This window comes from Actinomadura madurae, assembly GCF_047130825.1.
Lineage (GTDB): Bacteria > Actinomycetota > Actinomycetes > Streptosporangiales > Streptosporangiaceae > Spirillospora > Spirillospora madurae.
The window spans coordinates 8,603,621-8,627,069 of sequence record NZ_CP083237.1 but is presented as its reverse complement, the minus strand read 5'-3'; the positions used below and the strand labels follow the sequence as shown (position 1 = coordinate 8,627,069).

27 protein-coding genes are annotated in these 23,449 nt (G+C 72.7%); 21 read left to right on the top strand and 6 right to left on the bottom strand.

The window, feature by feature from the left end; genetic code table 11:
• Positions 1 to 106: 106 nt before the first annotated feature.
• Entirely contained in the window at positions 107 to 406 is a 300-nt protein-coding gene (locus K8Z49_RS40325; protein WP_021597918.1) for a hypothetical protein, read from the top strand.
• A 67-nt stretch (positions 407 to 473) separates the two neighbouring features.
• Here K8Z49_RS40325 and K8Z49_RS40320 read toward each other — a convergent pair whose 3' ends face one another.
• Positions 474 to 1,376: a Ku protein gene (locus K8Z49_RS40320; RefSeq protein ID WP_412516669.1), complete on the bottom strand. Its 903-nt coding sequence runs from the start codon at positions 1,374 to 1,376 to the stop codon at positions 474 to 476.
• Positions 1,377 to 1,488: 112 nt separating this feature from the next.
• Here K8Z49_RS40320 and ligD (K8Z49_RS40315) point away from each other — a divergent pair, with 112 nt between their 5' ends.
• The 8 genes from ligD (K8Z49_RS40315) to K8Z49_RS40280 all read left to right on the top strand — a co-directional run bounded on the left by ligD (K8Z49_RS40315) (position 1,489) and on the right by K8Z49_RS40280 (position 8,633).
• On the top strand, positions 1,489 to 2,463 hold the full coding sequence (ligD, locus tag K8Z49_RS40315) for a non-homologous end-joining DNA ligase (protein WP_021597920.1): 975 nt from the start codon (positions 1,489 to 1,491) through the stop codon (positions 2,461 to 2,463).
• The gene (gene ligD / locus K8Z49_RS40310; RefSeq protein ID WP_021597921.1) at positions 2,453 to 3,361 is read left to right on the top strand and encodes a non-homologous end-joining DNA ligase; all 909 of its coding nucleotides are present in this window, start codon (positions 2,453 to 2,455) and stop codon (positions 3,359 to 3,361) included. Before ligD (K8Z49_RS40315) ends, ligD (K8Z49_RS40310) begins: the two co-directional genes overlap by 11 nt.
• A 101-nt stretch (positions 3,362 to 3,462) precedes the next feature.
• Positions 3,463 to 4,788 carry a dihydrolipoyl dehydrogenase family protein gene (locus K8Z49_RS40305; RefSeq protein WP_021597922.1) on the top strand — a complete coding sequence of 442 codons (1,326 nt, stop codon included), beginning with the start codon at positions 3,463 to 3,465 and terminating at the stop codon, positions 4,786 to 4,788.
• Between the two features lie 20 nt (positions 4,789 to 4,808).
• Positions 4,809 to 4,994, top strand: a complete 186-nt coding sequence (locus K8Z49_RS40300; RefSeq protein WP_021597923.1) for a hypothetical protein — start codon at positions 4,809 to 4,811, stop codon at positions 4,992 to 4,994.
• Between the two features lie 214 nt (positions 4,995 to 5,208).
• Positions 5,209 to 5,838, top strand: a complete 630-nt coding sequence (locus K8Z49_RS40295; protein ID WP_021597924.1) for a TetR/AcrR family transcriptional regulator — start codon at positions 5,209 to 5,211, stop codon at positions 5,836 to 5,838.
• A gap of 192 nt (positions 5,839 to 6,030) precedes the next feature.
• A complete protein-coding gene (locus K8Z49_RS40290) occupies positions 6,031 to 6,264 on the top strand; it encodes a DUF3107 domain-containing protein (protein ID WP_021597925.1) in 234 nt (77 codons plus the stop codon).
• Between the two features lie 117 nt (positions 6,265 to 6,381).
• Positions 6,382 to 6,672: a GlsB/YeaQ/YmgE family stress response membrane protein gene (locus K8Z49_RS40285; RefSeq protein ID WP_024936169.1), complete on the top strand. Its 291-nt coding sequence runs from the start codon at positions 6,382 to 6,384 to the stop codon at positions 6,670 to 6,672.
• Positions 6,673 to 7,196: 524 nt separating this feature from the next.
• Positions 7,197 to 8,633 carry a DEAD/DEAH box helicase gene (locus tag K8Z49_RS40280; RefSeq protein ID WP_024936170.1) on the top strand — a complete coding sequence of 479 codons (1,437 nt, stop codon included), beginning with the start codon at positions 7,197 to 7,199 and terminating at the stop codon, positions 8,631 to 8,633.
• A 62-nt stretch (positions 8,634 to 8,695) separates the two neighbouring features.
• On the opposite strand, the gene K8Z49_RS40275 is transcribed toward K8Z49_RS40280, so the two are convergent.
• Complete coding sequence (locus tag K8Z49_RS40275) at positions 8,696 to 9,397, bottom strand: glycerophosphodiester phosphodiesterase (protein ID WP_021594507.1); 702 nt, start codon at positions 9,395 to 9,397, stop codon at positions 8,696 to 8,698.
• A 69-nt stretch (positions 9,398 to 9,466) separates the two neighbouring features.
• Between K8Z49_RS40275 and K8Z49_RS40270 the strand changes: the two genes are divergently transcribed.
• A complete protein-coding gene (locus tag K8Z49_RS40270) occupies positions 9,467 to 10,342 on the top strand; it encodes an alpha/beta fold hydrolase (RefSeq protein ID WP_024936171.1) in 876 nt (291 codons plus the stop codon).
• A gap of 54 nt (positions 10,343 to 10,396) precedes the next feature.
• On the top strand, positions 10,397 to 11,227 hold the full coding sequence (locus K8Z49_RS40265; RefSeq protein ID WP_412516668.1) for an NmrA family NAD(P)-binding protein: 831 nt from the start codon (positions 10,397 to 10,399) through the stop codon (positions 11,225 to 11,227).
• A 48-nt stretch (positions 11,228 to 11,275) separates the two neighbouring features.
• Here the strand turns inward: K8Z49_RS40265 and K8Z49_RS40260 are convergent, their stop codons facing one another.
• Positions 11,276 to 12,202 (bottom strand): SDR family oxidoreductase, encoded by a 927-nt coding sequence (locus K8Z49_RS40260; RefSeq protein WP_412516667.1) that lies wholly within the window; start codon positions 12,200 to 12,202, stop codon positions 11,276 to 11,278.
• 90 nt (positions 12,203 to 12,292) lie between these two features.
• Between K8Z49_RS40260 and K8Z49_RS40255 the strand changes: the two genes are divergently transcribed.
• The gene (locus K8Z49_RS40255; protein WP_412516666.1) at positions 12,293 to 12,859 is read left to right on the top strand and encodes a TetR family transcriptional regulator; all 567 of its coding nucleotides are present in this window, start codon (positions 12,293 to 12,295) and stop codon (positions 12,857 to 12,859) included.
• Between the two features lie 9 nt (positions 12,860 to 12,868).
• Here the strand turns inward: K8Z49_RS40255 and map are convergent, their stop codons facing one another.
• Complete coding sequence (map, locus tag K8Z49_RS40250) at positions 12,869 to 13,669, bottom strand: type I methionyl aminopeptidase (protein ID WP_412516665.1); 801 nt, start codon at positions 13,667 to 13,669, stop codon at positions 12,869 to 12,871.
• Between the two features lie 85 nt (positions 13,670 to 13,754).
• Here map and K8Z49_RS40245 point away from each other — a divergent pair, with 85 nt between their 5' ends.
• A complete protein-coding gene (locus tag K8Z49_RS40245; RefSeq protein WP_021594513.1) occupies positions 13,755 to 14,024 on the top strand; it encodes a helix-turn-helix domain-containing protein in 270 nt (89 codons plus the stop codon).
• Positions 14,025 to 14,027: 3 nt separating this feature from the next.
• On the opposite strand, the gene K8Z49_RS40240 is transcribed toward K8Z49_RS40245, so the two are convergent.
• Entirely contained in the window at positions 14,028 to 14,978 is a 951-nt protein-coding gene (locus K8Z49_RS40240) for an NADP-dependent oxidoreductase (protein WP_412516664.1), read from the bottom strand.
• A gap of 50 nt (positions 14,979 to 15,028) precedes the next feature.
• Here K8Z49_RS40240 and K8Z49_RS40235 point away from each other — a divergent pair, with 50 nt between their 5' ends.
• Both K8Z49_RS40235 and K8Z49_RS40230 read left to right on the top strand, forming a co-directional pair.
• The gene (locus K8Z49_RS40235) at positions 15,029 to 15,652 is read left to right on the top strand and encodes a TetR/AcrR family transcriptional regulator (RefSeq protein WP_024936173.1); all 624 of its coding nucleotides are present in this window, start codon (positions 15,029 to 15,031) and stop codon (positions 15,650 to 15,652) included.
• 40 nt (positions 15,653 to 15,692) lie between these two features.
• Complete coding sequence (locus tag K8Z49_RS40230; RefSeq protein ID WP_250360817.1) at positions 15,693 to 16,094, top strand: VOC family protein; 402 nt, start codon at positions 15,693 to 15,695, stop codon at positions 16,092 to 16,094.
• An 85-nt stretch (positions 16,095 to 16,179) separates the two neighbouring features.
• Here K8Z49_RS40230 and K8Z49_RS40225 read toward each other — a convergent pair whose 3' ends face one another.
• The gene (locus K8Z49_RS40225; protein ID WP_412516663.1) at positions 16,180 to 16,692 is read right to left on the bottom strand and encodes a hypothetical protein; all 513 of its coding nucleotides are present in this window, start codon (positions 16,690 to 16,692) and stop codon (positions 16,180 to 16,182) included.
• 839 nt (positions 16,693 to 17,531) lie between these two features.
• On the opposite strand from K8Z49_RS40225, the gene K8Z49_RS40220 reads away from it, so the two are divergent.
• The 6 genes from K8Z49_RS40220 to K8Z49_RS40195 all read left to right on the top strand — a co-directional run bounded on the left by K8Z49_RS40220 (position 17,532) and on the right by K8Z49_RS40195 (position 23,344).
• Entirely contained in the window at positions 17,532 to 19,742 is a 2,211-nt protein-coding gene (locus K8Z49_RS40220; protein WP_412516662.1) for an MMPL family transporter, read from the top strand.
• A 7-nt stretch (positions 19,743 to 19,749) separates the two neighbouring features.
• Positions 19,750 to 21,015, top strand: coding sequence for a sensor histidine kinase (locus K8Z49_RS40215; protein ID WP_024936174.1), 1,266 nt, complete (start codon positions 19,750 to 19,752; stop codon positions 21,013 to 21,015).
• A complete protein-coding gene (locus K8Z49_RS40210; protein WP_021594520.1) occupies positions 21,012 to 21,701 on the top strand; it encodes a response regulator transcription factor in 690 nt (229 codons plus the stop codon). Before K8Z49_RS40215 ends, K8Z49_RS40210 begins: the two co-directional genes overlap by 4 nt.
• 72 nt (positions 21,702 to 21,773) lie before the next feature.
• Positions 21,774 to 22,049: a DUF1059 domain-containing protein gene (locus K8Z49_RS40205; protein ID WP_235206528.1), complete on the top strand. Its 276-nt coding sequence runs from the start codon at positions 21,774 to 21,776 to the stop codon at positions 22,047 to 22,049.
• A gap of 5 nt (positions 22,050 to 22,054) precedes the next feature.
• A complete protein-coding gene (locus K8Z49_RS40200; protein WP_021594522.1) occupies positions 22,055 to 22,351 on the top strand; it encodes a hypothetical protein in 297 nt (98 codons plus the stop codon).
• A gap of 159 nt (positions 22,352 to 22,510) precedes the next feature.
• A complete protein-coding gene (locus tag K8Z49_RS40195) occupies positions 22,511 to 23,344 on the top strand; it encodes an alpha/beta fold hydrolase (protein WP_412516661.1) in 834 nt (277 codons plus the stop codon).
• The last annotated feature ends 105 nt before the right edge of the window (positions 23,345 to 23,449 follow it).

Here is a 23,449-nt window from a genome sequence, read left to right as displayed (position 1 = left end):
GACTGAATCCCGTTCCACCGGCCGCGCCCTCGCGTGACGACTACCGCGACGGCCCCCGCCCGGCGGACCCCACACCACCCGCCATGGGATGTTCCTTGGAGGCACCATGTCCGCACAGGTGATCACCGATGCCGAGACGGCGCTCGGGCACCTGGAACGCCTGACCGACGTCCTGCGCGCCGACGGCTGGACCGTCGAGGTCGCCGCTCCCGAGGACCGCCGGCCCACGGCCATCGTCGTCAACCCGCGGATGCGGGCCCTGCACGAGCACGTCATCGCCGTCCGGGAAGAGTCCGGGGACGGCTGGGCCTACTTCTACGGCTGGGGCGAGAAGATCGCGCCGTGCACCGACCCGTTCGGGGCCGCCGCCGCGCTGGAACGCGTCCTCGCGTCCCGCGACAATTGACGGGGCGTCCCGCGACAACTGACAGGCGTCCCGTGACAACTGACGCCGCCCCCGCCCCGGCGGTGGGTCAGGCCGACTTGCGGCCGCGGGGCTTCGCCGGCTCCTTCTTCGTGCCGGACTTCGACGCCGGCTTGCGCGCCGCGGGCTTCTTCGCGGACGTCCCCTTGCCGGACGCCGCCTTGCCGTCCTTCTCGCCGCGGCTCTTCTTGGCCGCCTCGACGCTGGCGCGCAGCGCGCTGAGCAGGTCGGCGGCGGGCTCCTCCTCGCCCTCCTCGGCGGGCCGGGCGACCTCCTTGCCCTCGATCTTCGCGTCGATCACGGCCTGGAGGGCCTCCCGGTAGGCGTCCTTGTACTCCGACGGGTCGAACTCCCCCTCCATCGACTCGATCAGCGACGTCGCCATCGACAGCTCCTGCTTGCGGACCTCGATGTCCTCGTCCAGGAAGGGGAAGTCGGGCGCGCGGACCTCGTCCGGCCACAGCATGGTCTCCAGCACGAAGACGCCCTCGCGGACCCGCAGCGTGGCGAGCGACTCCCGCTGCCGCAGCGCGACCTTGACGATCGCGACCTGGCCGGAGCTCTCCAGCGCGTCCCGCAGCAGCACGTACGGCTTGGCGCCCTGCTGGTCCGGCTCCAGGTAGTACGACTTCGCGAAGTAGATCGGGTCGACCTCGTCGTCCTCCACGAACTGCAGGACGTCGATCCGGCGGCTCGACGACAGCGGCAGGTCGGCGAAGTCCTCGTCGGTGAGGATGACCATCTCGCCGCTCGGCAGCTCGTAGCCCTTGGCGATGTCGGAGTACGGGACCTCCTCGCCGTCGACCGTGCACACCCGCTTGTACTTGATGCGCCCCCCGTCCTCCCGGTGCACCTGGTGGAAGGCGACGTCCCGCTGCTCGGTCGCCGAATAGAGCTTCACCGGTATGGTCACCAGACCGAAGGAGATCGCGCCCTTCCAGATACTGCGCATGATCCGTCCTTACCCAGCACGTTCCCGCCCCTAGCGTCGCAACCCCGTTCGATTTGCGCCACAACGAGCCCTTGATCCTTTTCTGCGGGACGGGACCGGGTAAGACGCCGGTATGACCATGCCGTGGCCCGTTGAGCCGATGATGGCCTCCACCGGTGACCTCCCCTCCGACGGCGGGCGGTGGGGTCTGGAGTTGAAATGGGACGGCGTCCGCGTCCTGGCGCACGTGTCCGCCGACGGCGTCCGGGCCACCGGGCGGCGCGGGACGGAGGTGACCGGCCGCTACCCCGAGCTGTCCGCCCTCGCCGACCTGCTGCCGGACCACGACGTGGTGCTGGACGGCGAGGTCGTCGCCTTCGAGCAGGGACGGCCCAGCTTCGAGCGGCTGCAGCGCCGGATGCACGTGACCCGGCCCGACCCGCGGCTGATCCGCGAGGTGCCCGTCCGCTACGTGGTCTTCGACCTCCTGTACCTGGACGGCAACCTGCTGTTCGACGTGCCCTACGCCGACCGCCGCTCGCTTCTGGCCGCGCTCGACCTGGCCGGCAGCGGGCCGGTGGAGGTGCCCCCGTACCTGCACGGCGGCGACCGGACGCAGGTCGGCGAGCTGCTCGCCTTCACCCGCGAGCAGGAGCTGGAGGGCGTGCTCGCCAAGCGCCTCGACTCCCTGTACCGTCCGGGCCGCCGCGTCGACTTCTGGCGCAAGGTGAAGAACTTCATGACGCGTGAGGTCATCGTCTGCGGCTGGAAGCCCGGCAAGGGGCGGCGCGAAGGCGGCGTCGGCTCGCTGCTGCTCGGCGAGTACGACCTCAAGGGCCTGCTCGGCTTCGTCGGTCACGTCGGCACGGGCTTCACCGACCGCGCGCTGGACGAGCTGTACGAGACGCTGTGGCCGCTGCGCCGCCCGACCAGCCCCTACGACGAGCCCGTACCGCGCGAGTTCGCCAAGGACGCCCAATGGGTTGAACCGCACCTCGTCGGGGAGGTCGCGTACAGCGCCCGCACCAGGGACGGCCGCCTCCGCTTCCCGTCCTGGCGGGGCCTGCGTGACGACAAGGACCCCCTGGAGGTCACGAGTGAGCAGTAAGAGGACCGCCGTCGAGGTCGACGGGCGGCAGCTCTCCCTGTCCAACCTCGACAAGAACCTCTACCCCGAGTTCACCAAGGGCGAGGTCATCGACTACTACGTCCGGGTGGCGCCGGCGATGCTGCCGCACCTGAAGGACCGGGCCGCCACCCGGATCCGGTGGCCGGACGGCGTCGACGGCGGCAGGTTCTTCGAGAAGAACGCCCCCTCCCACACCCCGGACTGGGTGCGGACGGCCACGATCCCGACGCCCGGCAGCTCGACGGGCCGCGACACGCTCGACTTCGTCGTCGTCGACGACCTGCCCACGCTCGTGTGGTGCGCGAACCTCGCCGCGCTGGAGCTGCACGTCCCGCAGTGGAAGGTCGGCCCGCGCGGCAAGGTGCACGCCCCCGACCTCGTCGTCTTCGACCTGGACCCCGGCCCGCCCGCCACGATCGTGGAGGCCTGCGAGGTCGCCGGCCTGCTCCGGGACGTGCTCGCCGGGGACGGCCTGGACTCCTACCCGAAGACGAGCGGGAAGAAGGGCCTGCACCTCTACGTGCCGGTCGAGGAGCCCAAGGAGGCGGAGCGGACGTCGGAGTACGCCAAGGCCGCCGCGCAGCGGCTCGCCGAGGAGCATCCGAGGCTCGTCGTCGCGAAGATGGAGAAGCGGCTGCGCAAGGGCAAGGTCTTCGTCGACTGGAGCCAGAACAACCCGGCGAAGACGACCGTCGCCCCCTACTCGCTGCGCGCGGCGAGCCGCCCGTCGGTCTCCACGCCGATCACCTGGGACGAGCTGGAGTCGTGCGAGGACGCGGCCGACCTGGTGTTCGGTCCCGACGACGTCCTGTCCCGGCTGGAGAAGCACGGCGACCTCCTCGAACCGCTCCTGGAGGACCACCGGCCACTGCCCTGATCCGGGATTTCGCGTGCCCTATGTGTTCGAACCGGCACGCTCCGGGACCGGGATCCGCCACCATGGTCCGGGGACACCACGCGGGGCGGAAGGAAGAGCAGTTGTCGCAGAACCACCATTACGACGCCGTGGTGCTGGGCGGAGGGACCGCCGGAGAGCTGGTCGCGAGCGGTCTCGCGCGCGCGGGCCGGGACGTCGCGCTGGTCGAGAGCCGCCTCGTCGGCGGGGAGTCGCCGTACTTCGCGTGCGTCCCGTCCAAGTCGCTGCTGAAGTCGGCGCGGCGCGGCGAGACCTGGGAGATGGCCGTCGCCCGCCGGGACGTGCTGACCGGGCGCCGCCGCGACGACCCGGCCGTGGCGCGGATGGCCGAGGACGGCGTGACCGTGCTGCGCGGCCGGGGCCAGGTCCTCGAACCCGGCCGGGTCGAGGTGGAGGGGAGCGTGCACGGCTTCGGCGACCTCGTCGTCTGCACCGGCAGCGAGCCGGTGATCCCGCCCGTCGAGGGCCTCGCCGACGTGCCGCTGTGGACGAGCGGCGAGGCGCTGTCGGTCCCCGACCTCCCGCGCCGGCTGGTGATCCTCGGCGGCGGCCCGGTCGGCTGCGAGCTGGCGCAGGTGTACGCGGCGTTCGGGTCGCAGGTCGCGCTCGTCGAGGCGTCCGGCCGGCTGCTCACCGCGGAGGCGCCGTTCGCCGGGGAGGTGCTGGCCGACGCGCTGCGCCGGATGGGCGTCGACCTGCGCCTCGGCGCCGACATCGGCAACGTGGAGCGCAAGGACGTCGGGCTCCGGCTGTGGCTGTCGGACGGCGGGACGCTCGACGCCGACCGCATCCTCGTCGCCGCCGGCCGCCGCCCGCGCGTGGAGGGTCTCGGGCTGGAGAACCTCGGCGTCGCCATCACGCCCGGCGAGGGCGTCCCGGTGGACGAGACGTGCCAGGTGACGTCCGGCTCCGGGGGTCTGTGGGCGGCCGGCGACGTCACCGGCATCGCGCGCACCGCGCACGCCGCCCGCTACCAGGCGCAGGTGGCGCTGTCGAACCTGCTCGGGCACCGCCGCGAGGCCGACTACCGGGCGATCCCCCGCGTCGTCTACACCACCCCCACCGTCTACTCGGTGGGAATCTCTCCGAGGCAGGCGGACGAACTCGGCATAGACCTCCTCACCGCCGGGTACGACCTCGCCGCGACGGCACGGGCGGCGGTCGAGGCCGACGAGCGCGGCCGGGTCGAGCTGTACGCCGACCGCTCGCGCGGGCTGCTGGTCGGCGCCGCCGCGGCCGGACTCTACGCCGAGGAGTGGATGAGCGAGATCGCGCTGGCCATCCGCGCGGAGACGCCGCTGAGCCTGCTCGCCGACGTCGTACACGCGTTCCCGACGTACGGCGAGTCGGTCGAGGCGCCGCTGCGGGAGCTGGCCGGCCGGTTGTGAGCCACCGAGGAGGAGGCCCGATGAGCGAGATCGACGACCTGGAGCAGCCGCCCGACGAGGCGAACGAGGCCGACGCCTTCGAGCAGCGGGCGGTGCTGGACGAGGACGACCGCGCCGAACCCGGGCCGCTGCCCGCCGACGCGAACGAGGCCGACGCGGCGGAGCAGCGGCTCGAGGTGCGGCTGGACGAGGACGACTACCGGTGACCCGCGTCGGCCCGGGTCAGCGGCGGCACGGTACGCGCGGAGGGCCGGGGCGGCACCGTCCCGGGCCTCCGCGGGAATACACTGACCTGCGCGAAGGAACGACGGCGGGCTTCGCCCGTGACCAACGGAGTTACCCGCGCGTAGGATGTTGAGATTGTCTACCCGCGGCGGACGACCCCCGATCCGCCGCGATGATCGGTGATCGGAGAGTGTGGTGACCGCGACCCCGGACGCCCGCCCCCGTGGCACAAGGCTGCCGCGACTGGCGCGCCGCAAGCAGCTGCTCGGCGCGGCGCAGGAGGTGTTCGTCGCGCAGGGGTACCACGCTGCGGCGATGGATGAGATCGCCGAGCGTGCGGGCGTCAGCAAACCCGTGCTCTACCAGCACTTCCCGGGCAAGCTGGAGCTGTACCTGGCCCTGCTGGACGAGCACGCCGAGGCCCTGGTGAAGATCGTCCGTGAGGCGCTGGAGGCCACCACGGACAACAAGCTCCGCGTGCAGGCGAGCATGCAGGCGTTCTACGACTTCGTGGCCGGCGACGGCGAGGCGTACCGGCTGGTCTTCGAGTCCGACCTGCGCAACGTGGCGCCCGTCCGGGCCCGCGTCGACCGCGCCAACCAGCAGTGCGCCGAGATGATCGCCCAGGTCATCGCCGAGGACACCAACGCCCCGGCCGAGGAGGCGCACCTGCTCGGCATGGGCCTGGTCGGCATGGCCGAGGTCAGCGCGCGCTTCTGGCTGTCCCAGCACCGGGCGATCCCCAAGGACACCGCCGAGAAGATCATCGCCCGGCTGGCCTGGCGCGGGATCTCCGGCTTCCCCCGCACGTCCGACCAGGGCTGACCCGCCGCCCGCGCACCGCGCCCCGCGGGGCGCGGGCCTCCGCATGACCGCGGCCGCCGGGGTCCGCCCGCCCGCGCACGGGCGTTCACCCTCGGCACAACGGACCTGACGGCGCGTCCGGCGATCTCCGTGCGACCATCGGAGACGGGTCCGCCGGCGGTCGGCGGGACGTCCGGACGACGGGAGCATCGCGTGCAGGTTCGCATCGGGGTCCAGAACGTGCCCAAGGAACTCGTGGTCGACACCGCGCTGTCGGCCGACGAGGTGCAGGACGCGCTCCGGGAGGCTCTCTCCGGCCCGGACGGCGTGCTCGTGCTGAAGGACCGCCGCGCCGGGCGGATCGTCATCCCCGCCGGGCGGGTCGGCTACCTGGAGATCTCCGAAGACGAGCAGCGCAGCGTGGGTTTCGGCACCCAGTACACCTGACGCGTTGACCCGGTCTCGAACGGACTTGACCGGGATTTTGTTTCAATCCGGCATGACGGGCATACCGATCTGCGACCACGGGCCGCCCGGCCCACGGAAACAGAATGGATGATCGACATGCTCACGACGATCCTCTGGTTCATCGTCGTCGGTGCCGTGATCGGGGCCCTCGCCCGGCTGATCGTGCCGGGCCGCAACCCGATCGGCATCCTGCTGACGATCCTGGTCGGGATCGCCGGCTCCATCCTCGGCGGGGTCATCGCGGACGCGCTCGGCGCCGGCACGATCGTCGCGATCGTGTTCGCGGTGCTCATCGCCGCGGCCGGCGTCGCCGCGCTCACCACGCTGAACGACCGCGGCCGCGGCGGCCGGCGGTCCGGCTGGCGCACCCGCCGCCGCTCCTTCTGACCCAGGGGCACCCCGGCGCGGAAGCCCTCGCCCACCTGTGGGCGGGGGCTTTCGCGTGCCGGGACGGGCGGTCCGGACGCCGAGATGTGTCCGGATGTGGCCGCCCGGCCGGGCCGGCGGCCGGGGACCGGAGCCGCGCCGGGCCGCGGCGGATAAGCCCTGGCGGAACGGGGAGGGAATACACGAAACCGTGGAAACGTTAGGTGCAATGATCGGCTATTGGTGTATGCAATCAACGGTCGGTACACTGCGTGGCGGAGTGTGACCGCACGCAGCCACAGCGAGTGACTGCTCTCAACCCCTGACTGCGGTCGCCGAGACATTTTGATCAACGGCTGGTCCCTCCCGCGCGAGCGCGCGGCCACTGGAACGGCGGACACGCCAGCGATGGCGCAGTCCCGCCGGCGGGCCGCGCCGCACCCGGGAGCGGAGACCCCGCATATTGGAGGCTGAAAGCCCTGACTACCTTTCGTGAACTCGGGGTCGTCCCCGAGATAGCAGACGCCCTCGAAGCCGAAGGCATCGTGGAGGCGTTCCCCATCCAGGAGCTCGCCCTGCCGATCGCGCTCGGCGGGCACGACATCATCGGCCAGGCCCGCACGGGTACCGGCAAGACCCTCGCGTTCGGCGTCTCGCTGCTACAGCGCATCGAGCACGGCCGCCGCGAGCCGCAGGCGCTCGTGGTCGCGCCGACCCGCGAGCTGGCCCTCCAGGTCACCGACGACCTGCTCGTCGCCGGCGGCAAGCTCGGCACCCGCGTCCTGTCCGTCTACGGCGGGCGGGCGTACGAGCCGCAGATCGACGCGCTCCGCGAGGGCGTCGACGTCGTCGTCGGCACCCCGGGCCGGCTGCTCGACCTCGTCAAGCAGAAGCACCTCGACCTGTCCAAGATCGGCATCCTGGTGCTGGACGAGGCGGACCGCATGCTCGACCTCGGGTTCCTGCCCGACATCGAGCGGATCATCGAGCGGATCCCGGCCCGGCGCCAGACGATGCTGTTCTCGGCGACGATGCCGGGCGAGATCGTCTCGCTGTCGCGCCGGTACCTGACCCGCCCGACCAACGTCCGGGCCGAGTCGCACCAGGAGTCCGACGCGACGCCGCAGGTCGTCCAGCACGTCTTCCAGGCCCACCAGATGGACAAGCCGGAGATGCTGGCGCGCCTCCTGCAGGCGGAGGGCCGCGGGCTGACCATGGTCTTCTGCCAGACCAAGCGGGCCTGCGACCGGGTGGCCGCCGACCTCGCGCAGCGCGGCTTCGACGCCGCCGCCGTGCACGGCGACCTCGGGCAGAGCCAGCGGGAGCGGGCGCTGCGCGCGTTCCGCAACGGCAAGATCGGCGTGCTGGTGGCCACCGACGTGGCGGCCCGCGGCCTCGACGTCGACGACGTCACCCACGTCGTCAACTACGAGTGCCCCGACAGCGCCGACACCTACGTGCACCGCATCGGCCGGACGGCCCGCGCGGGCAAGAAGGGCGTCGCCGTCACGCTGGTCGACTGGTCCGACCTCACCCGGTGGAAGCTGATCAACGGCACGCTGGACCTGCCGTTCGCCGCCCCGGAGGAGACCTACTCCACGTCCCCGCACTTCTTCGCCGCGCTCGGCATCCCCGAGGGCACGAAGGGGACGCTGCCCACCGACAAGCGGCACGGCCGCGCCGGGCTGGACGCCGAGGAGCTGGAGGACATCGGCGAGACCGGCAAGGTCCGCAGCAACGTCCGCGAACCCGACCGCGACCGGGAACGTCCCCGGCCGCGCCGCCGCAAGCGCAGCCGGACCCGCACCCGCGCGGGCAAGCCGGTCGAGACGGCCGCCGCCGAGGGCGAGACCGCCGCCGACGGCACCGTCGTCGACGCGGTCGCCACCGAGCGCAAGCGCAGCCGCACCCGCCGCCGCACCCGCGCCGGCAAGTCGGCGGCGCCCGCCGCGGAGGCCGCCGAGGCGTCCCAGAGCGCCTGACCGGGCCTCCTGCCCGGGCCGGGCCTGACCCGACCGCGAACGAGCAGCCGCGAGACTCCCGCTCAGTCTCGCGGTTGCGGTGTTCTCTGGTCCCGCAGCCGCAGGGCGGTCCGCGGACGGTCGGTGATGAGCACGGCGACGCGGGGGTCGCGCAGGAAGCGCCTCATCACCGGCTCGGCGTTCACCGTCCAGATCATGGCCGGGATCCCGGCGCGACCGCACTGGCGCAGCACGCCCACGCGGGCGAGCCGGTGGTTCAGCGCGACCATGTCCGCGCCCGCCCGGCGGACCAGGCGCAGCGGCGCGAAGTCGTGCGCGGCGCCGCGCTCCCACAGGTTCCGCCCCACCGACAGGGCCGTCCGGACCCCGGGGAAGCTCTTCCTGATCTCCATCAGCGACGTCACCTCGCCGGTGGTCACCACGAAGTTCTCCGTCCCGAAGGCCTCCAGGGCGAGCGCCACGGTCTCGTGCTCGCAGCCGCGCTCCTTGAGGTCGAGATGCCCCCGCGCCCGGCCCGCGATGATCTTGATGGCGTCGCCGACCAGCGGCACGGGCCGGACCGCGAGCTCCTGCACCCGGTCGTAGGTGAGCCGGTTCAGCCGGATGCCGCCGACCTCGGCGTCGTGGTGGACGACCAGCCGGCCGTCGCCCGTCCGCCGGATGTCGATCTCGACGTACTCGGCACCGGACGCCGCGGCCTCGCCGAGACCCGTCAGGCCCGCCTCGTCACGGCGGTGCGCGGAGATGGCAGGCGTGGGTCGCACGCAGGTGACGCTACCACCGGAGATTTTTCACCGAAGCCCGCCCACGACCATTGACTATGGTGGACACCCGTGAGTACGCCCCGGTTCGTGAGCCTGCCCCCCGGTGTTCGCCGGACGACCGCCGAAACCTCCCGCGGCCCCTTCGCCGCCTTGGAGGCGCTCCCCGGCTCGGGCGTCGCCGAACGCTGGCCCGCCCTCCTCGTCCCGGGGCTGACGGGCAGCAAGGAGGACTTCCTCGCGGTCCTGCAGACGCTCGCCGCGTCCGGCCGCCGCGTCGTGGCGATCGACATGCGCGGCCAGTACGAGTCGATCGGGCCCGACGACGCGTCCGCCTACACCCGCGCGGCCCTCGGCGCCGACATCGCGGCCGTCCTGGAGGCCCTCGGCCCCGATCCGGTCCACCTGGTGGGCCACTCGTTCGGCGGGCTGGTATGCCGGGAGGCCGTCCTCGCCGGGGCGTCCCCCGCGTCGTTCACGCTGATGAGCTCGGGCCCGTCCGCCGTCTCCGGGCAGGCCGCCGCCAAGGCCCTCGCCCTGCGCGACGCCCTCCCCGACCTCGGCCTGGAGCAGATCTGGGCGCTCACCCTCGAACCCGGCTACGTGGGACGCGGCGTCCAGCGCGAGATCCTCGCCTTCCTCAAGGCCCGCACGCTCGGGAACTCCCCGAGGGGCCTCGCCGGCATGGCCCACGAGATCCTCACCGCCCCCGACCGCGTCGACGAGCTGGCCAAGCACTGCGCCGACACGGGCCTGCGCACCCTCGTCCTCTACGGGGAGGACGACGACGTCTGGGATCCGCGCGTGCAGGCGGCGATGGCGGAGCGGCTGAACACGTCCAAGGTCGTCATCCCCAGCGCCTCCCATTCCCCCGCCTGGGAGGCCCCCGAGACGACGGCCGCGGCCCTGCGGGACCTGTGGGCCGACATCGAGCGCACCCAGAAGTAGCCGCCGCGACCGCGCTTTGACCTGAAGTGCGGTTGAGGTCCTAGGGTCCTGCCCATGAGCGAGTTCCTGGTGACCGGAGCGACGGGACGCGTGGGACGGCATGTCGCCGCCTCCCTGGCGGGGGCGGGGCATGGCGTCCGGGCGCTGGTCCGCTCCGCCGGCGCCGCGCTGCCGGACGGGGTGGAGGCCGTCCAGGGCGATCTGACCTCCCCGGAGGCGGTCGAGCGCGCGGCCCAGGGCGTGGACGGCGTCTACCTGATGTGGCCCGGGCTGCCGGTCGACGCCCGCATCGTGGACGCTCTGGCGCGGCACGTCCGGCATGTGGTGTACCTGTCCACGGACGTGGCCGACCTCGCGGACGGGGAGACCGCCACGTCCTTCCACCAGGGGGTCGAGCGCCTGCTCAGGAAGTCGGGCCTGGACTGGACGTTCGTCCGGGCGATCGACTTCGCCGCGAACGCGCTCGCCTGGGCCGGGCAGATCCGGCAGGGCGTCGTCCGCTGGCCGTACGGGGACGCCGCCCGGTCGCTGATCCACGAGCGCGACATCGCCGACGTCGCCGTCCTCGCCCTGACCGCGCCGGGCCACCGCGGCTCCGCCTACGTGATCACCGGCCCGGAGGCGATCACCCACCGGGAGCAGGTCCGGGTCATCGGCGAGGTCATCGGGCGCGACGTGCGCTGGGAGGACCTGCCGCCGGACATCGCCCGCGAGCGGCTGACGGCCGCGTGGGGCGACGCGGCGTTCGTCCAGTCCCGGTTGCAGGCGTGGGAGCGGTTCGCCGAGGAGCCGGAGCGCGTCACCGACACCGTGGCACGGCTGCTCGGCCGCCCCGCCCGCACGTTCCGCCAGTGGGCCGAGGACCACGCCTCCGACTTCCGCTGACCTCCGGCGACCGCGCCGCCCGCGCGGGGCGGGCGGCGCGGTGACCGGTCAGGCGGCCTGGAAGTAGTGCCCCTTGTCGAGGTCGTCGAGGAGTCCGGGCTGGGTCGGCCGCCATCCGAGCAGCTCGCGGGTCAGCGTGCTCGACGCCGAGGCGTCCGCGCGGGCGAAGACGGCCATCCAGCCGAAGTGGCCCGCGGCGTCCTCGTCGGCGATGGAGGCCACCGGGACGCCGAGGTGGCGGCCGATCACCTCGGCGATCGAGCGGAACGGCACCCCCTCCTCGTCGTTCGCGTGCAGCGCCGACCCCGCCGGGGCCTGCTCCAGCGCCAGCCGGAACAGGTGCGCGGCGTCGATCACGTGCCCGGCGGGCCAGCGGTTGGCCCCGTCCCCGAGGTAGCCGGACAGGCCCTTCTCCCGGGCGATGCCGACCAGGGCCGCGACGAAGCCCTTGTCCCCGTCGCCGTGGACCGTCGGGGGCAGCCGGACGACGGACGAGCGGACGCCGCGTTCGGCGAGGGAGAGCGCCAGCCGGGCGGTGCCCTGCCGGGCTTGCGGACCTTCCAGCTCGGCGGGCACGCCGGAGCCTGGCAGCCCGTCCCGCTCGGTGGCGACGCGTCCGGAGACCACGCCGACCACCCCGGACGCGAGGACGAACGGCCGGCCGGAGCCCGCCAGCGCGTCCCCGAACGTCTCGACCGCGCGGCGGTCCGCGTCCACGGCCTCCTCGAACCGTCCCGCGAACATGATGTCGTGCTTGTAGGCCAGGTGGATGACGCCGTCGGCGTCGGCGGCGGCGCCGCCCAGGACGTCGAGGTCGTCGAGGGTGCCGCGAAGCACCTCGGCCCCGGCCGCGGCCAGGGCGGCGGCCGAGCCGTCCGAGCGCGCGAGCCCGATGACCTGGTGGCCGGCGCCGATGAGTTCGGGGACGACGGCCGAGCCGATCCAGCCGGACGCCCCGGTGACGAGAACGCGCATGGGAAACCTCCGAGAGCAGGCGATGTCAGTCAATGACATCACCATAGCACGACCGATGTCAGTGACTGTCATCGACTAGGATGACCGGGCATGGGGCGATGGGAGCCGAACGCGCGCGGCCGGCTCGAAGAGGCGGCACTCGACCTCTACGGCGAGCGCGGATTCGAGAAGACGACGGTGGCGGAGATCGCCGGCCGCGCCGGGCTCACCGAGCGCACGTTCTTCCGGTACTTCGCCGACAAGCGCGAGGTCCTGTTCGGGGGCTCGGCGCTGCTGGAGGATTCGATCACGACGGCGGTGACCGAGGCACCCGCCTCCGCGGCGCCGATCGACGCGACGGCCCGCGCCCTGGAGAGCATCGGCGCCTTCTTCGAGGGACGCCACGCCCACTCCCGGCGGCGCCAGGCCGTCATCGACGCGAACGCGGAACTGCGCGAGCGCGAGCTGATCAAACTGGCCGCCCTGGCCTCGGTGCTGGCCGCGGCCCTGCGCCGCCGCGGCGTCCCGGACCCGGCCGCGGCCCTGACCGCCGAGGCCGGCCTCGCCGTCTTCAAGGTCGCCTTCGAACGCTGGCTCGCCGACCCCGGCCGGGGCGACCTGCCCCACCACATCCGGGAGTCCCTGGACGAGCTCAAGGCCGTGACCGCGGGCGGATGACCCTCGGCGTCAGGCGTCCTTCGCGGACAGCCGCGCCCTCTCCGACTCGCGCCGGGTGAGCACCAGGGGGCCGTCCTCGGTGATCGCCACCGTGTGCTCGGAGTGGGCCGTGCGCGAGCCGTCGGCCGACCGGATGGTCCAGCCGTCGGGGTCGTAGACGATCCGGTCGGTCGTCCGGGCGAGCCAGGGTTCGAGGGCGAGGGTCAGGCCCGGCCGGAGCGTGAGGCCGCGCCCCGCCCGGCCCTTGTTCGACACGTGCGGCCCCTCGTGCATGGTGCGGCCGAGACCGTGGCCGCCGAACTCGTCGTTGACCTGGTAGCCGTGGCCGCGGGCCACCCCCTCGATCGCCGCCGAGATGTCGCCCAGGCGGTTCCCCGGGCGCGCCTTCTCGATCGCCGCCTCCAGCGCCTCCTCGGTGGCGCGGATGAGCCGCAGGTCCTCCTCGGCGGCGTTCCCGACGACGACCGTGCACGCCGAGTCGGCCACCCAGCCGTCGATGCCGAGCGCGAGGTCCGCGCTGAGGACGTCCCCGTCCCGCAGCACGTAGTCGTGGGGCAGGCCGTGCAGGACGGCGTCGTTGACCGACAGGCAGATGACGTTGCGGAACGGGCCGTTGCCGAAGGACGGCGCGTAGTCCCAGTAGCACGACTCGGCACCGCGACGCTTGATCATGGCGCGCGCGTGATGCTCCAGGTCCAGCAGGTTGACGCCCACCGCGGCGAGCCCGCAGACCTCGGAGAGCACCTCGGCGACGAAACGCCCGGCGACGTGCATCCGCTGGATCTCCGCGGGCGTCTTCAGTTCGATCACGAGTACCTCACGTACGAGTGCTGGTATTTCTATACCGTCACCCTAGTGCTTGACGGTATAGAAATACCAGCCCTACCCTGGGGCCATGGTCCGCCAACCGCTCACGCCCGAGCAGATCGAGGCCGGCAGGCGCCTCGGCGCCCTGCTGCGCCACGCGCGGGCGGACCGCGACCTGGCGGAGGTCGCGGGCGCGGCCGGCATCTCGCCGGAGACCCTGCGCAAGATCGAGACCGGCCGGCTGCCCTCCCCCGGGTTCGGCACGATCGTCCGCCTCGGCGAGGCGCTCGACGTGCCGGTGCAGGAACTGGCGGCCACCTGGCTCGGCAGCGACCTGCCCCTGGAAGCCCTCTCCTGACCGTCAGTTCACCAGCACGATCCTGCCCCTGGCGTGGCGGGTCTCGCTCAGTTCGTGCGCGGCCACGACCTCCTCCAGCGGGAACGCCGCCGCGACCGGGATCCGCAGCCGGCCCTTCCCGGCCAGCTCGACCGCGATCCCGAGACCGTGCAGCGCCTGCGGGTCGGCCGCGGCCCCGATCGCGTCGCCGGTCTCCTCGGCCGGTGCTCCGTGCGACATGTGCACGCCGAGGGACGCCGCGGAGAAGTCGGGCGCGATCGTCACCACCCGCGCCGGGTCCCCGGCGATCGCGATCAGGTCGGGCAGCGCCCCTCCGGCGCAGTCGAACACCGCGTCCACCCCCCGGGCCATCGCGCGGACCCGTTCGACCAGGCCCGACCCGTACGTCGTGGGCTCGGCACCGAGAGACCGCAGGAAGTCGTGGTTGCGCTCGCTCGCCGTCCCGATCACGGTGGCGCCGCGGGCGACCGCCATCTGCACGGCGACCGTCCCCACGGCACCGGCCGCGCCCTGCACCAGCACGGTGTGCCCGGCACCGACCCGGAGCCGGTCGAGGACGCGGGTGGACGTCTCGACCGAGCCCGCGGCACCGCCCGCCTCCTCCCAGCTCCACACGTCCGGCTTCGGCGCCCAGAAGACCAGGACCGCGTGGTCGGCGTTGGCGCCCCGCGCGGTCGTCGCGGTCACGCCGAACACCTCGTCACCGATCGCGACGCCGGTCACACCGTCGCCGACCTCGTCCACCACGCCCGCGGCGTCGAACCCCGTCCGGCACGGGAACGCCGTGGGCACGGCATCGCGCATCCGCCCGGAGCGGATCTGGACCTCACCCGGCGCTACCCCGGACGCCCTGACGGCGATGCGGACCTCCCCCGCCCCCGCATGCGGCGCCTCGACCTCGGCCACCCGCATGACGCCGGGCGGCCCGTACTCGGAAAACTGAACGGCTCTCATGCCGCCGGACCGTAACGGAACACCCCGTCCGTTTGACTAAAGTGAGAGCGGTGACGGCCCAAGTGAGTGAGCTGCGCTCGGACGCCCGAGACAACCGCGCCCGCATCCTCGCGGTCGCCCGCATGGCCTTCGCCACCGAGGGCCTCGACGTGCCGATCCGCGAGATCGCCCGGCGCGCGGACGTGGGCCCCGCGACCGTCTACCGGCACTTCCCGACCAAGGAAGCCCTGTTCACCGCCGCTTTCGCCGAGCAGATGGCCCTGTGCTCGGCGGTCGTCGAGGAGGGCCTGGCGGCGCCCGACCCCTGGCACGGCTTCTGCCTGGTCATCGACAGGCTCATGGAGATGCACGCCCTCGACCGGGGCTTCTCCCGCGCCTTCACCTCACGGTTCCCGAGAACGGTCGACTACTTCACGGCCGAACGCGACCGCGCGCTGAGCGCGATACTCGAACTCGTCCGGCGCGCCAAACGATCGGGCGCCCTCCGGCAGGACTTCGTCCTGGAGGACATCGTCCTCACCCTGATGGCGAACGAGGGCATCCGCGCCGACACCCCCGAGGCAAGGGTGGCGGCATCCCGCCGCCTGGCGGCCCTCATGCTCCAGTCGTTCCGCGCGAACCCCGCCCCGGCCCCGCTCCCCCCGCCGGCCCGCCTACCGCTCTCAGCCCGTTAACGAGAGGCCCGATCCGGACTCCCGGCAGTAGAGTGCCGCAATGGCATGCCGCATCACCGAGTTGATCCTTGACTGCCGGGACCCCGAAACCCTGGCGGACTTCTGGTGTCAGGTACTCGACTACGTCGTCCTGGAAACGGACGAGGACGGCGGCATCGAGATCGGCCCCGCCGGCAACGACCCGGCCGATCCCGGGCTCACCATCGTCCTCAGCCCCAGCACCGACCCCAGGCAGGCCAAGCTCCCCCTGCACTTCGACGTCAACGCGGTCGACCGCGACCAGGACGAGGAACTCCAGCGCCTCTTCGCCCTCGGCGCCCGCACGGCCGACGTGGGCCAAACCGGCGAGGAGCCCTGGCACGTCCTGGCCGACCCCGAAGGCAACGAGTTCTGTCTCCTCCGCAGAACCGTGAAACCGGCCCCCCACCAGACCGCGCCCTAAAGCCCCAGACCGGGATGGCCGGTTGTGCGTCCATGGCGGGGGCCGGGGCACCGTCCCGTATCGGTGCCCTCACCCCGTCGCCCGCTCAGGCGGTGAAGGTATGGCTCTTGCAGCTGCCCCGCTTATGCACCCACACCTTCATGTACACCTTCCGCCCGTCCTTGATCGACAGGTTCCGGAACTTGTACGCGTCGTCCTTGGTCAGCTTGAGGGTCTTCTTTTTCTTCCACTTGCTCCCGTACTTGACGTACAGGGTGCCGCCGACCGACGTCTTGGTCCCGTTGTAGACACCGAACTTCTCGCCCTTGGCCGCGAACCTCGCCTCGGCGAAGTTGCTGTCGCTGAACTTCCACCGTCTGCGGGTCCAGCCCGACGAGCCGCCGGGATCGCCGTCGTCGGTGTCCTTGTCCGCCTTGCAGTTCCAGCCGACCGGCGGCCGAGCAGCCGTCCCAGGCGCCGCCGAAGCCCCGGCACCTGTGGCCGGGGCCGCCTTGGCACCCGCGGCCTGCGCTGGCGTGATAGCGAATGCGGCCGTCGGCAAGGCCAGAACGCCCGCCACTCCTACGCTGGTCATCGCGGTCTTGGTCTTGAAGCTCATGCGCTCCCTTTCCGATGCGCGCCCCCGGAGCGTCCGGGGGTGAACTGCGAAGCTACGAAAAGGCGTTATCGATCCCCTATCCACCCGTTAAATCGGGTCTGGGCGGTGCCGGCCCGGAACGGAAACCGGCCGCGCCGCCGGCAGCCGTCAATGGTCGGCGCCGTGCACCGCGACGGGCGACGGGGCGGGAGCCGCGGCGCGGGTTCCGTCGTCGCGGGACGGGGACCGGAGGGGCGCGGGGCGACCGGTGCACGGAACCTCGAACCACACCCGCAGCCGACCGCCGTCGAGCTGCTCGAACCCTCAAGGACCGGGCCGGCATCGCCAGGCGGAGGCCGCTCATCGTCGCGCTTGTCGACCGTGCCCATGACCCCGCCCCAGCTTTCGATGCGGGATGGCTGGCCAGGTGAACCTGGGCGATCGGGAGGAGGATGCCACGCCGAGTCTTTGACCGACGGCTTCTCGACCCCGTCGTCGCCATTGCCGGGGTGGTCGACGCCCACGCGTGGTCAGCCCTTTCGATTGCCGGGCAGGACTGCGCCGGTGCCGTGAGCGGTGCCCAGTGTGGACGAAGCAGTTGTGACTCCGGGCACTCCACCTCCCGTCCGCCTTTCGCCTGCCGCGGACGAGGTATGTGTGGGGCTGGGTTTGCGCACGGCTGAGCCGCAGGTCGTGGAGGGTGGGCTGGTGCGTGGGGACTAGGGGGCGGGTTTCTCTGGTTCGGGTGCACCAGGGGAAGACGGGGGCTGGGGACGATGCCGCGGTGCGGGGGCGGGAGGGAGTGTTGGTGGCGCGCGAGATCCGCGCTTTTCCCTCGTGGTGTCTGGAGTGATCGACAGGTGGCGAAATATCTTTACCGGGTCGGGCGGTGGGCGTTCCGGCGGCGCAGGCTCGTGGGGGCTCTGTGGCTGGGCGCCCTGCTGCTGGCGGTGGTCGCCGCCGCCACGGCGCCGGCCGCGGAGGAAGAGGACCTCTCCATGCCCGGCACCGAATCGCAGCAGGCGTTCGACCTGCTGGACGAGCGGTTCCCGCAGAACAACGCCCAGGGTGCCGAGGCCCGGCTCGTGTTCCAGGCCCCGGACGGGCAGCGGGTGACGGCCGGGGAGAACAAGGCGATCGTCGGGAGCACGCTCGGCGCGCTGGACGGGGGCGATCAGGTCGCGTCGACCACCGACCCCTACAAGACCGGTGCGGTCAGCGAGGACGGCACCATCGCCTACTCCACGATCACCTACACCGTGGACGGCGTCGACCTGGCGGAGTCGACGAAGAGCGCATTGGAGGACGCCGCCGAGAAGGCCCGGGACGCGGGGCTGACCGTGGAGATCGGCGGTTCGGCCCTGGACTCGGAGGAGGCGCCGGGCGGGACGACGGAGATCATCGGCGTGGTGGTCGCGGCGGTGGTGCTGATCCTCGCCCTCGGGTCGCTGGTCGCGGCCGGGCTGTCGCTGCTGACCGCCTTCTGGGGCGTGGCCATCGCGTTCGGCGTGGTGTCCGCGCTGGCCGCTCCGCTGGGACTGACGTCCACCGTCGCGATCCTGGTGCTGATGCTGGGGCTGGCGGTCGGCATCGACTACGCGCTCTTCATCACCTCCCGGTTCCGCGACGAGCTCGCGCAGGGCACGGAGGCGGAGGAGGCCGCCGGCCGGGCGGTGGGCACGGCCGGGTCCGCCGTGGTGTTCGCCGGCGCGACCGTCTTCATCGCCCTGGTCGGGCTGGGGGTCGTCGGGATCCCCGAACTCACCAAGATGGGCGTGGGCGGTGCGGGGGCCGTGGCTCTCGCCGTCCTCGTCGCGCTGACCCTGGTCCCCGCGCTGTTCGGCTTCTTCCGCCGGCGGATCCTGCCCCGGGCCGCCCGCACGTCCGCCCCGCGGCCGGTCCGGGCCGGGCTCGGCACCCGGTGGGCGCGGTTCGTGCTGCGCCGGCCGCTGACCGTGCTGCTGGCCGCCGGGCTCGGTCTCGGCGCCGTCGCCGTGCCCGCGCTGAGCCTCGAACTCGGCCTGCCCGGGGACGAGTCCAAGTCGGTGGAGACCACCCAGCGCCGTGCCTACGACCTGCTGTCGGAAGGCTTCGGTCCCGGATTCAACGGCCCGCTCACCGTGGTCGTCGACATGGCGGACGCCGCGAACCCGCGCGCCGCCACCGACCTGGTCGCCCAGACCCTGCGGGACGTGGACGGGGTCGAGTCGGTCGGTGATCCAGTCCTGAGCGAGAAGAAGGACACGGCCATCCTCACCGCGGTTCCGCAGACGGCGCCGAACAGCGCCGAGACCAAGGACCTGGTTCAGGCGATCCGCGGTGCGGCCTCCGACGTGGAGGCCGACACGGGCGCCGTGGTCCTGGTGACCGGTACTACGGCGTTGAACATCGACATCTCCGAGGCGATGTCCGATGCCCTGATCCCCTATCTGATCGTGGTCATCGGCCTGGCGGTGCTGCTGCTGACGGTGGTCTTCCGCTCGATCCTGGTGCCGGTGAAGGCCGCGCTCGGCTTCCTGCTGTCGGTCGGGGCCGCCTTCGGCGTCGTCGTCGCCGTCTTCCAGTGGGGCTGGGCGGCGGAGCTGATCGGCATCGAGCAGACCGGGCCGGTCATGTCGCTGATGCCGATCCTGATCATCGGGATCGTCTTCGGCCTCGCCATGGACTACGAGGTCTTCCTCGTCAGCCGGATGCGGGAGGCCCACGTCCACGGCGCGTCCCCCGGGGAGGCGATCGTCAGCGGTTTCCGGCACAGCGGACGCGTGGTGGCCGCGGCGGCGATCATCATGACCAGCGTGTTCGCCGGGTTCATCGGGATGAACAACCCGACCATCCAGACGATGGGCGTCGGCCTGGCCTCCGCCGTCGCCTTCGACGCCTTCGTGGTCCGGATGGCGATCGCGCCCGCGGTCCTGGCCCTGCTCGGCCGCCGGGCCTGGTGGCTGCCCCGTACCCTGAACCGTGTGCTGCCGAATGTGGACATCGAAGGTGAGGCGCTGAGCCGGCATGCCCCGGCCTCCGCGACCCGGCCGGACGTGGTGGGGCCGCCGTCCCCCGTCGGCAGGCGCTGAGCCGGCCATGACGAACACGGGTGGCGGTGACCCGCGACCACGCGTCACGTGGGTGCGGGAGGGAGCGATCACGGCGACGGCGTTCGCGCTCTGCCTGCTCGGCGGCATCCTGCAGGTCGACGACGAGTCGGTGTCGCCGCCACCCGCCGCCGCCTACCTCGTCGCCGTGCTGTCCTGTGCCGTGCTGCCGGCGCGGCACAGGGCGCCGCTGGCCGTCATGGCGGCCACGACCGCGATCGGCATGCTGGTGCCGTCCCTGGGCCTCCTGCTGAGCCCGCTCATCGTGGCCCCCGCCGTGATCACCGCTTACACGCTCGCCGTGCGCACCGAACGGCGCCCGGCGAGCGCGGTGCTGCTCTCCTCCGCGGCGCTGCTGTTCGCCGCCAACCTCGTGTCCGCGTTCGGGAACCTCTCGTGGCAGGACGTGAGCAGGGCGGCGCTGGTGGCGGCGTTCCCGCTGGTGGCCGGAATCCTCGGCCACTCGACGCAGAACCGGCGGGCCTACCTGGCGGCCGTGGAGGAGCGGGCGCTGCGAGCCGAGCAGAGCCGGGACAGCGAGGCGCGCCGGAGGGTGGCCGAGGAACGGGTGCGCATCGCCCGGGAACTGCACGACCTCGTCGCCCATCAGATCACCCTGGCCAACGCGCAGGCCACGGTCGCCGCGCACTTCTTCGACGTCCGCCCGGAGCAGACCCGCGAGAGCCTGGACGAGCTCGTCGAGACGACCGGCCACGCGCTCGACGAACTGCGCGCCACGGTCGGGCTGCTGCGCCAGTCCGGGGACGCGGCCGGGCCCGACGAACCGGCGCCCGGACTGTCCCGGCTTCCCACGCTCCTCGAATCCTTCCGCCGCGCGGGTCTGGAGGTGTCGGTGCACCATGAGGGCACGGCGAGGCCGCTGCCTCCGGGGGTGGACCTCACCGCCTACCGCATCGTCCAGGAGGCCCTGACCAACGTGACCAAACACGCCGGTACCGGCAGCGCCCAGGTGCACCTCGCCTGGAACCGCGATCGCGTGACCATCACCGTCGCCGACGACGGAGGCGGCGCCCATGCGGCGCCGGCGGTGACCGCGGTGTCGGACCGTTCGCCCGGTTACGGTCTGATCGGGATGCGTGAACGTGCCACGGCGGTCGGTGGGCAGCTGTCCGCGGGCAGGCGCCCGGAGGGCGGCTTCCTCGTCTCCGCACAGCTGCCCCTCCCGCCCGCCAAGAACACGGCGCGAAGGACCGACGGACGAACGGACGGCGGAGAGGCCGGGGAGGCGCCGTGACGCGCCGGGTCCTGCTCGCCGACGATCAGGCCCTGCTGCGCGGCGCCTTCCGGTTGCTGCTCGACAGTGCCGACGACATCATCGTGGTCGGCGAGGCCGCCGACGGCCGGGAGGCGGTGCGGCTCACCCGGGAGCTGCGCCCGGACGTGGTGGTCATGGACATCCGCATGCCGGAGATGGACGGCATCACCGCGACGGCACGGATCTGCGCGGACCCGGAGCTGCGGGACAGCCGCGTCCTGATCCTCACCACGTACGAGACCGACGAGTACGTCGCCCAGGCGCTGCGCGCGGGCGCCGGCGGGTTCATCGGCAAGGGCATCGGGGCCGAGGACCTGGCGGACGCCGTGCGCACGATCGCCGACGGCGACACCCTCCTGTCCCCCGCCGCGACCCGCTCCCTCGTCGCCCGTTTCCTGGCCACGCCGGACGGCGTCCCGCACGACCCCGAACGGCTCGCCGTGCTCACCCCGCGCGAACGCGAGATGGTGGCCCTCGTCGCGACCGGCCTGTCCAACCAGGAGATCGCCGAGCGGATGTTCCTCAGCCCGTTCACCGTCCGCGCCCACGTCCAGCGCGCCATGACGAAGCTGGAGGCCCGCGACCGGGCGCAGCTCGTCGTCATCGCCTACCGGACGGGCCTCGTCCACGCCGCCCCCGACGGCGGCACCGGCCGCCTCCCCTAGCGGACGTCCGGCACCTTCACTCTGACGTGGGCATATGTCACGATTGATAGCGGAGTTGCCATCGGTGTGGCGGTGCGACGGGAACAGGGCTGGACGTCCGGCGCCGCCGTGCACCTCTCGCGGGGCCGGGTCCGGGCCGGCGAGGGGGGAACCATGCGCAAGACGGCCGACTGCAGGGACATGCCGAGCGAGTCGGGCTGCACGCTCACGATCAGCGGCGAGGAGGACGAGGTCGTCCGCGCCGCCGCCGAGCACGCGGTCTCGGTGCACGGGCACGCGGACACGCCGGAGCTGCGGGACGAGATCCGCGCCCACCTCAAGGACGAGCAGGCGATGGCCCAGGGGTGAGACACATGACCTTCGTTCAGATCATCGAGTACGAGACCGACCGCCAGGACGAGATGGACCCGCTGTTCGACCAGTGGGCCGCCGCGACCGAGGGCAAGCGCACGGCGACGCACGAGATGCACACCCGGGATCGCGACAACCCGGCCCACTTCGTGGACATCGTCGAGTTCCCCTCCTACGAGGAGGCGATGCGCAACAGCGACCTGCCCGAGACGCAGCGGCTCTCCGGGGAGATGCAGGCGCTGTGCACCGGCGGGCCGCGCTTCATGAACCTGGAGGTCGTGCGGGACGAACCGCTGTGACCAGGTAATCCGTCGGGAGCCGGGCGCCGGGTACGGCGCCCGGCTCCCCGAAGCGTCCGGGCCTCCTGTTCGGCGAGGCGGAACAGGAGGCCCGCGGCGATGAGTTCCGGGCGTCCCGGAGGTCGTAGTCAGCAGCACCCGACCAGACCGGGAGGTCCCATGACGTCTGTTTCGTCCCAGCCCATCGTCCGAAGCCTCCGGGTGCCCGACGGGCGCCTGCACTACGAGGTCCGCGGGCACGGGCCGCTCGTGGCGCTCGTCGGCGCCCCCATGGACGCCGCCGCGTTCGCACCGCTCGCCGACCTGCTCGCGGCCGGCCACACCGTCCTCACCACCGACCCGCGCGGCATCAACCGCAGCCCGCTCGACGACCCGGGGCGGGAGTCGACGCCGGAACTGCGCGCCGGCGACCTGTCCCGGCTGATCGACGAGCTGGACGCCGGTCCGGCCATCGTCCTCGGGTCGAGCGGCGGCGCGTGCACCGTGCTCGCGCTCGCGCAGGCCCACCCCGGGCAGATCCGCGCCGCCATCGCCCATGAGCCCCCGCTGCAGCGGCTGCTGGACGACCGGGACGAGCTCCACGCCGCGACCGAGGACATGATCGACACCTACCTCGCCGGCGACGTCATCGGCGCCTGGGGCAAGTTCATGGCCGCGGCCGGCATCGTGATGCCGCAGTGCGCCCTCGAGGAGATGTTCGGCGGCGACCGCGATCCGCGGGTGGTCGCCGACGAGCGCCGCTGGTTCACCCACGAGCTGCGGAAGACGTCCCGCTGGGAGCCCGACCTCGCGGCGCTCCGCGCGGCCGGGGACAGGATCGTGGTCGGCATCGGCCGGGACTCCGCCGGGCAGCTCTGCGACCGCGCCTCCCGGGTCCTCGCCGACGCCCTCGACCTGGAGCCGGTCCTCTTCCCCGGCGGTCACGTCGGCTTCGCCGACGACCCGGACACGTTCGCCGCCCACCTCCGCACGGTCATGGCCGGAATGCACTGACAGGGTGTCGCGTCCCGCGGAACCTGACGCAGGTGAACCGGCGTGCGTCAGGTTCCACGGGACGGATCTCGTCACGCTCCCCACGGCCCGTCAGGACACCGTCAC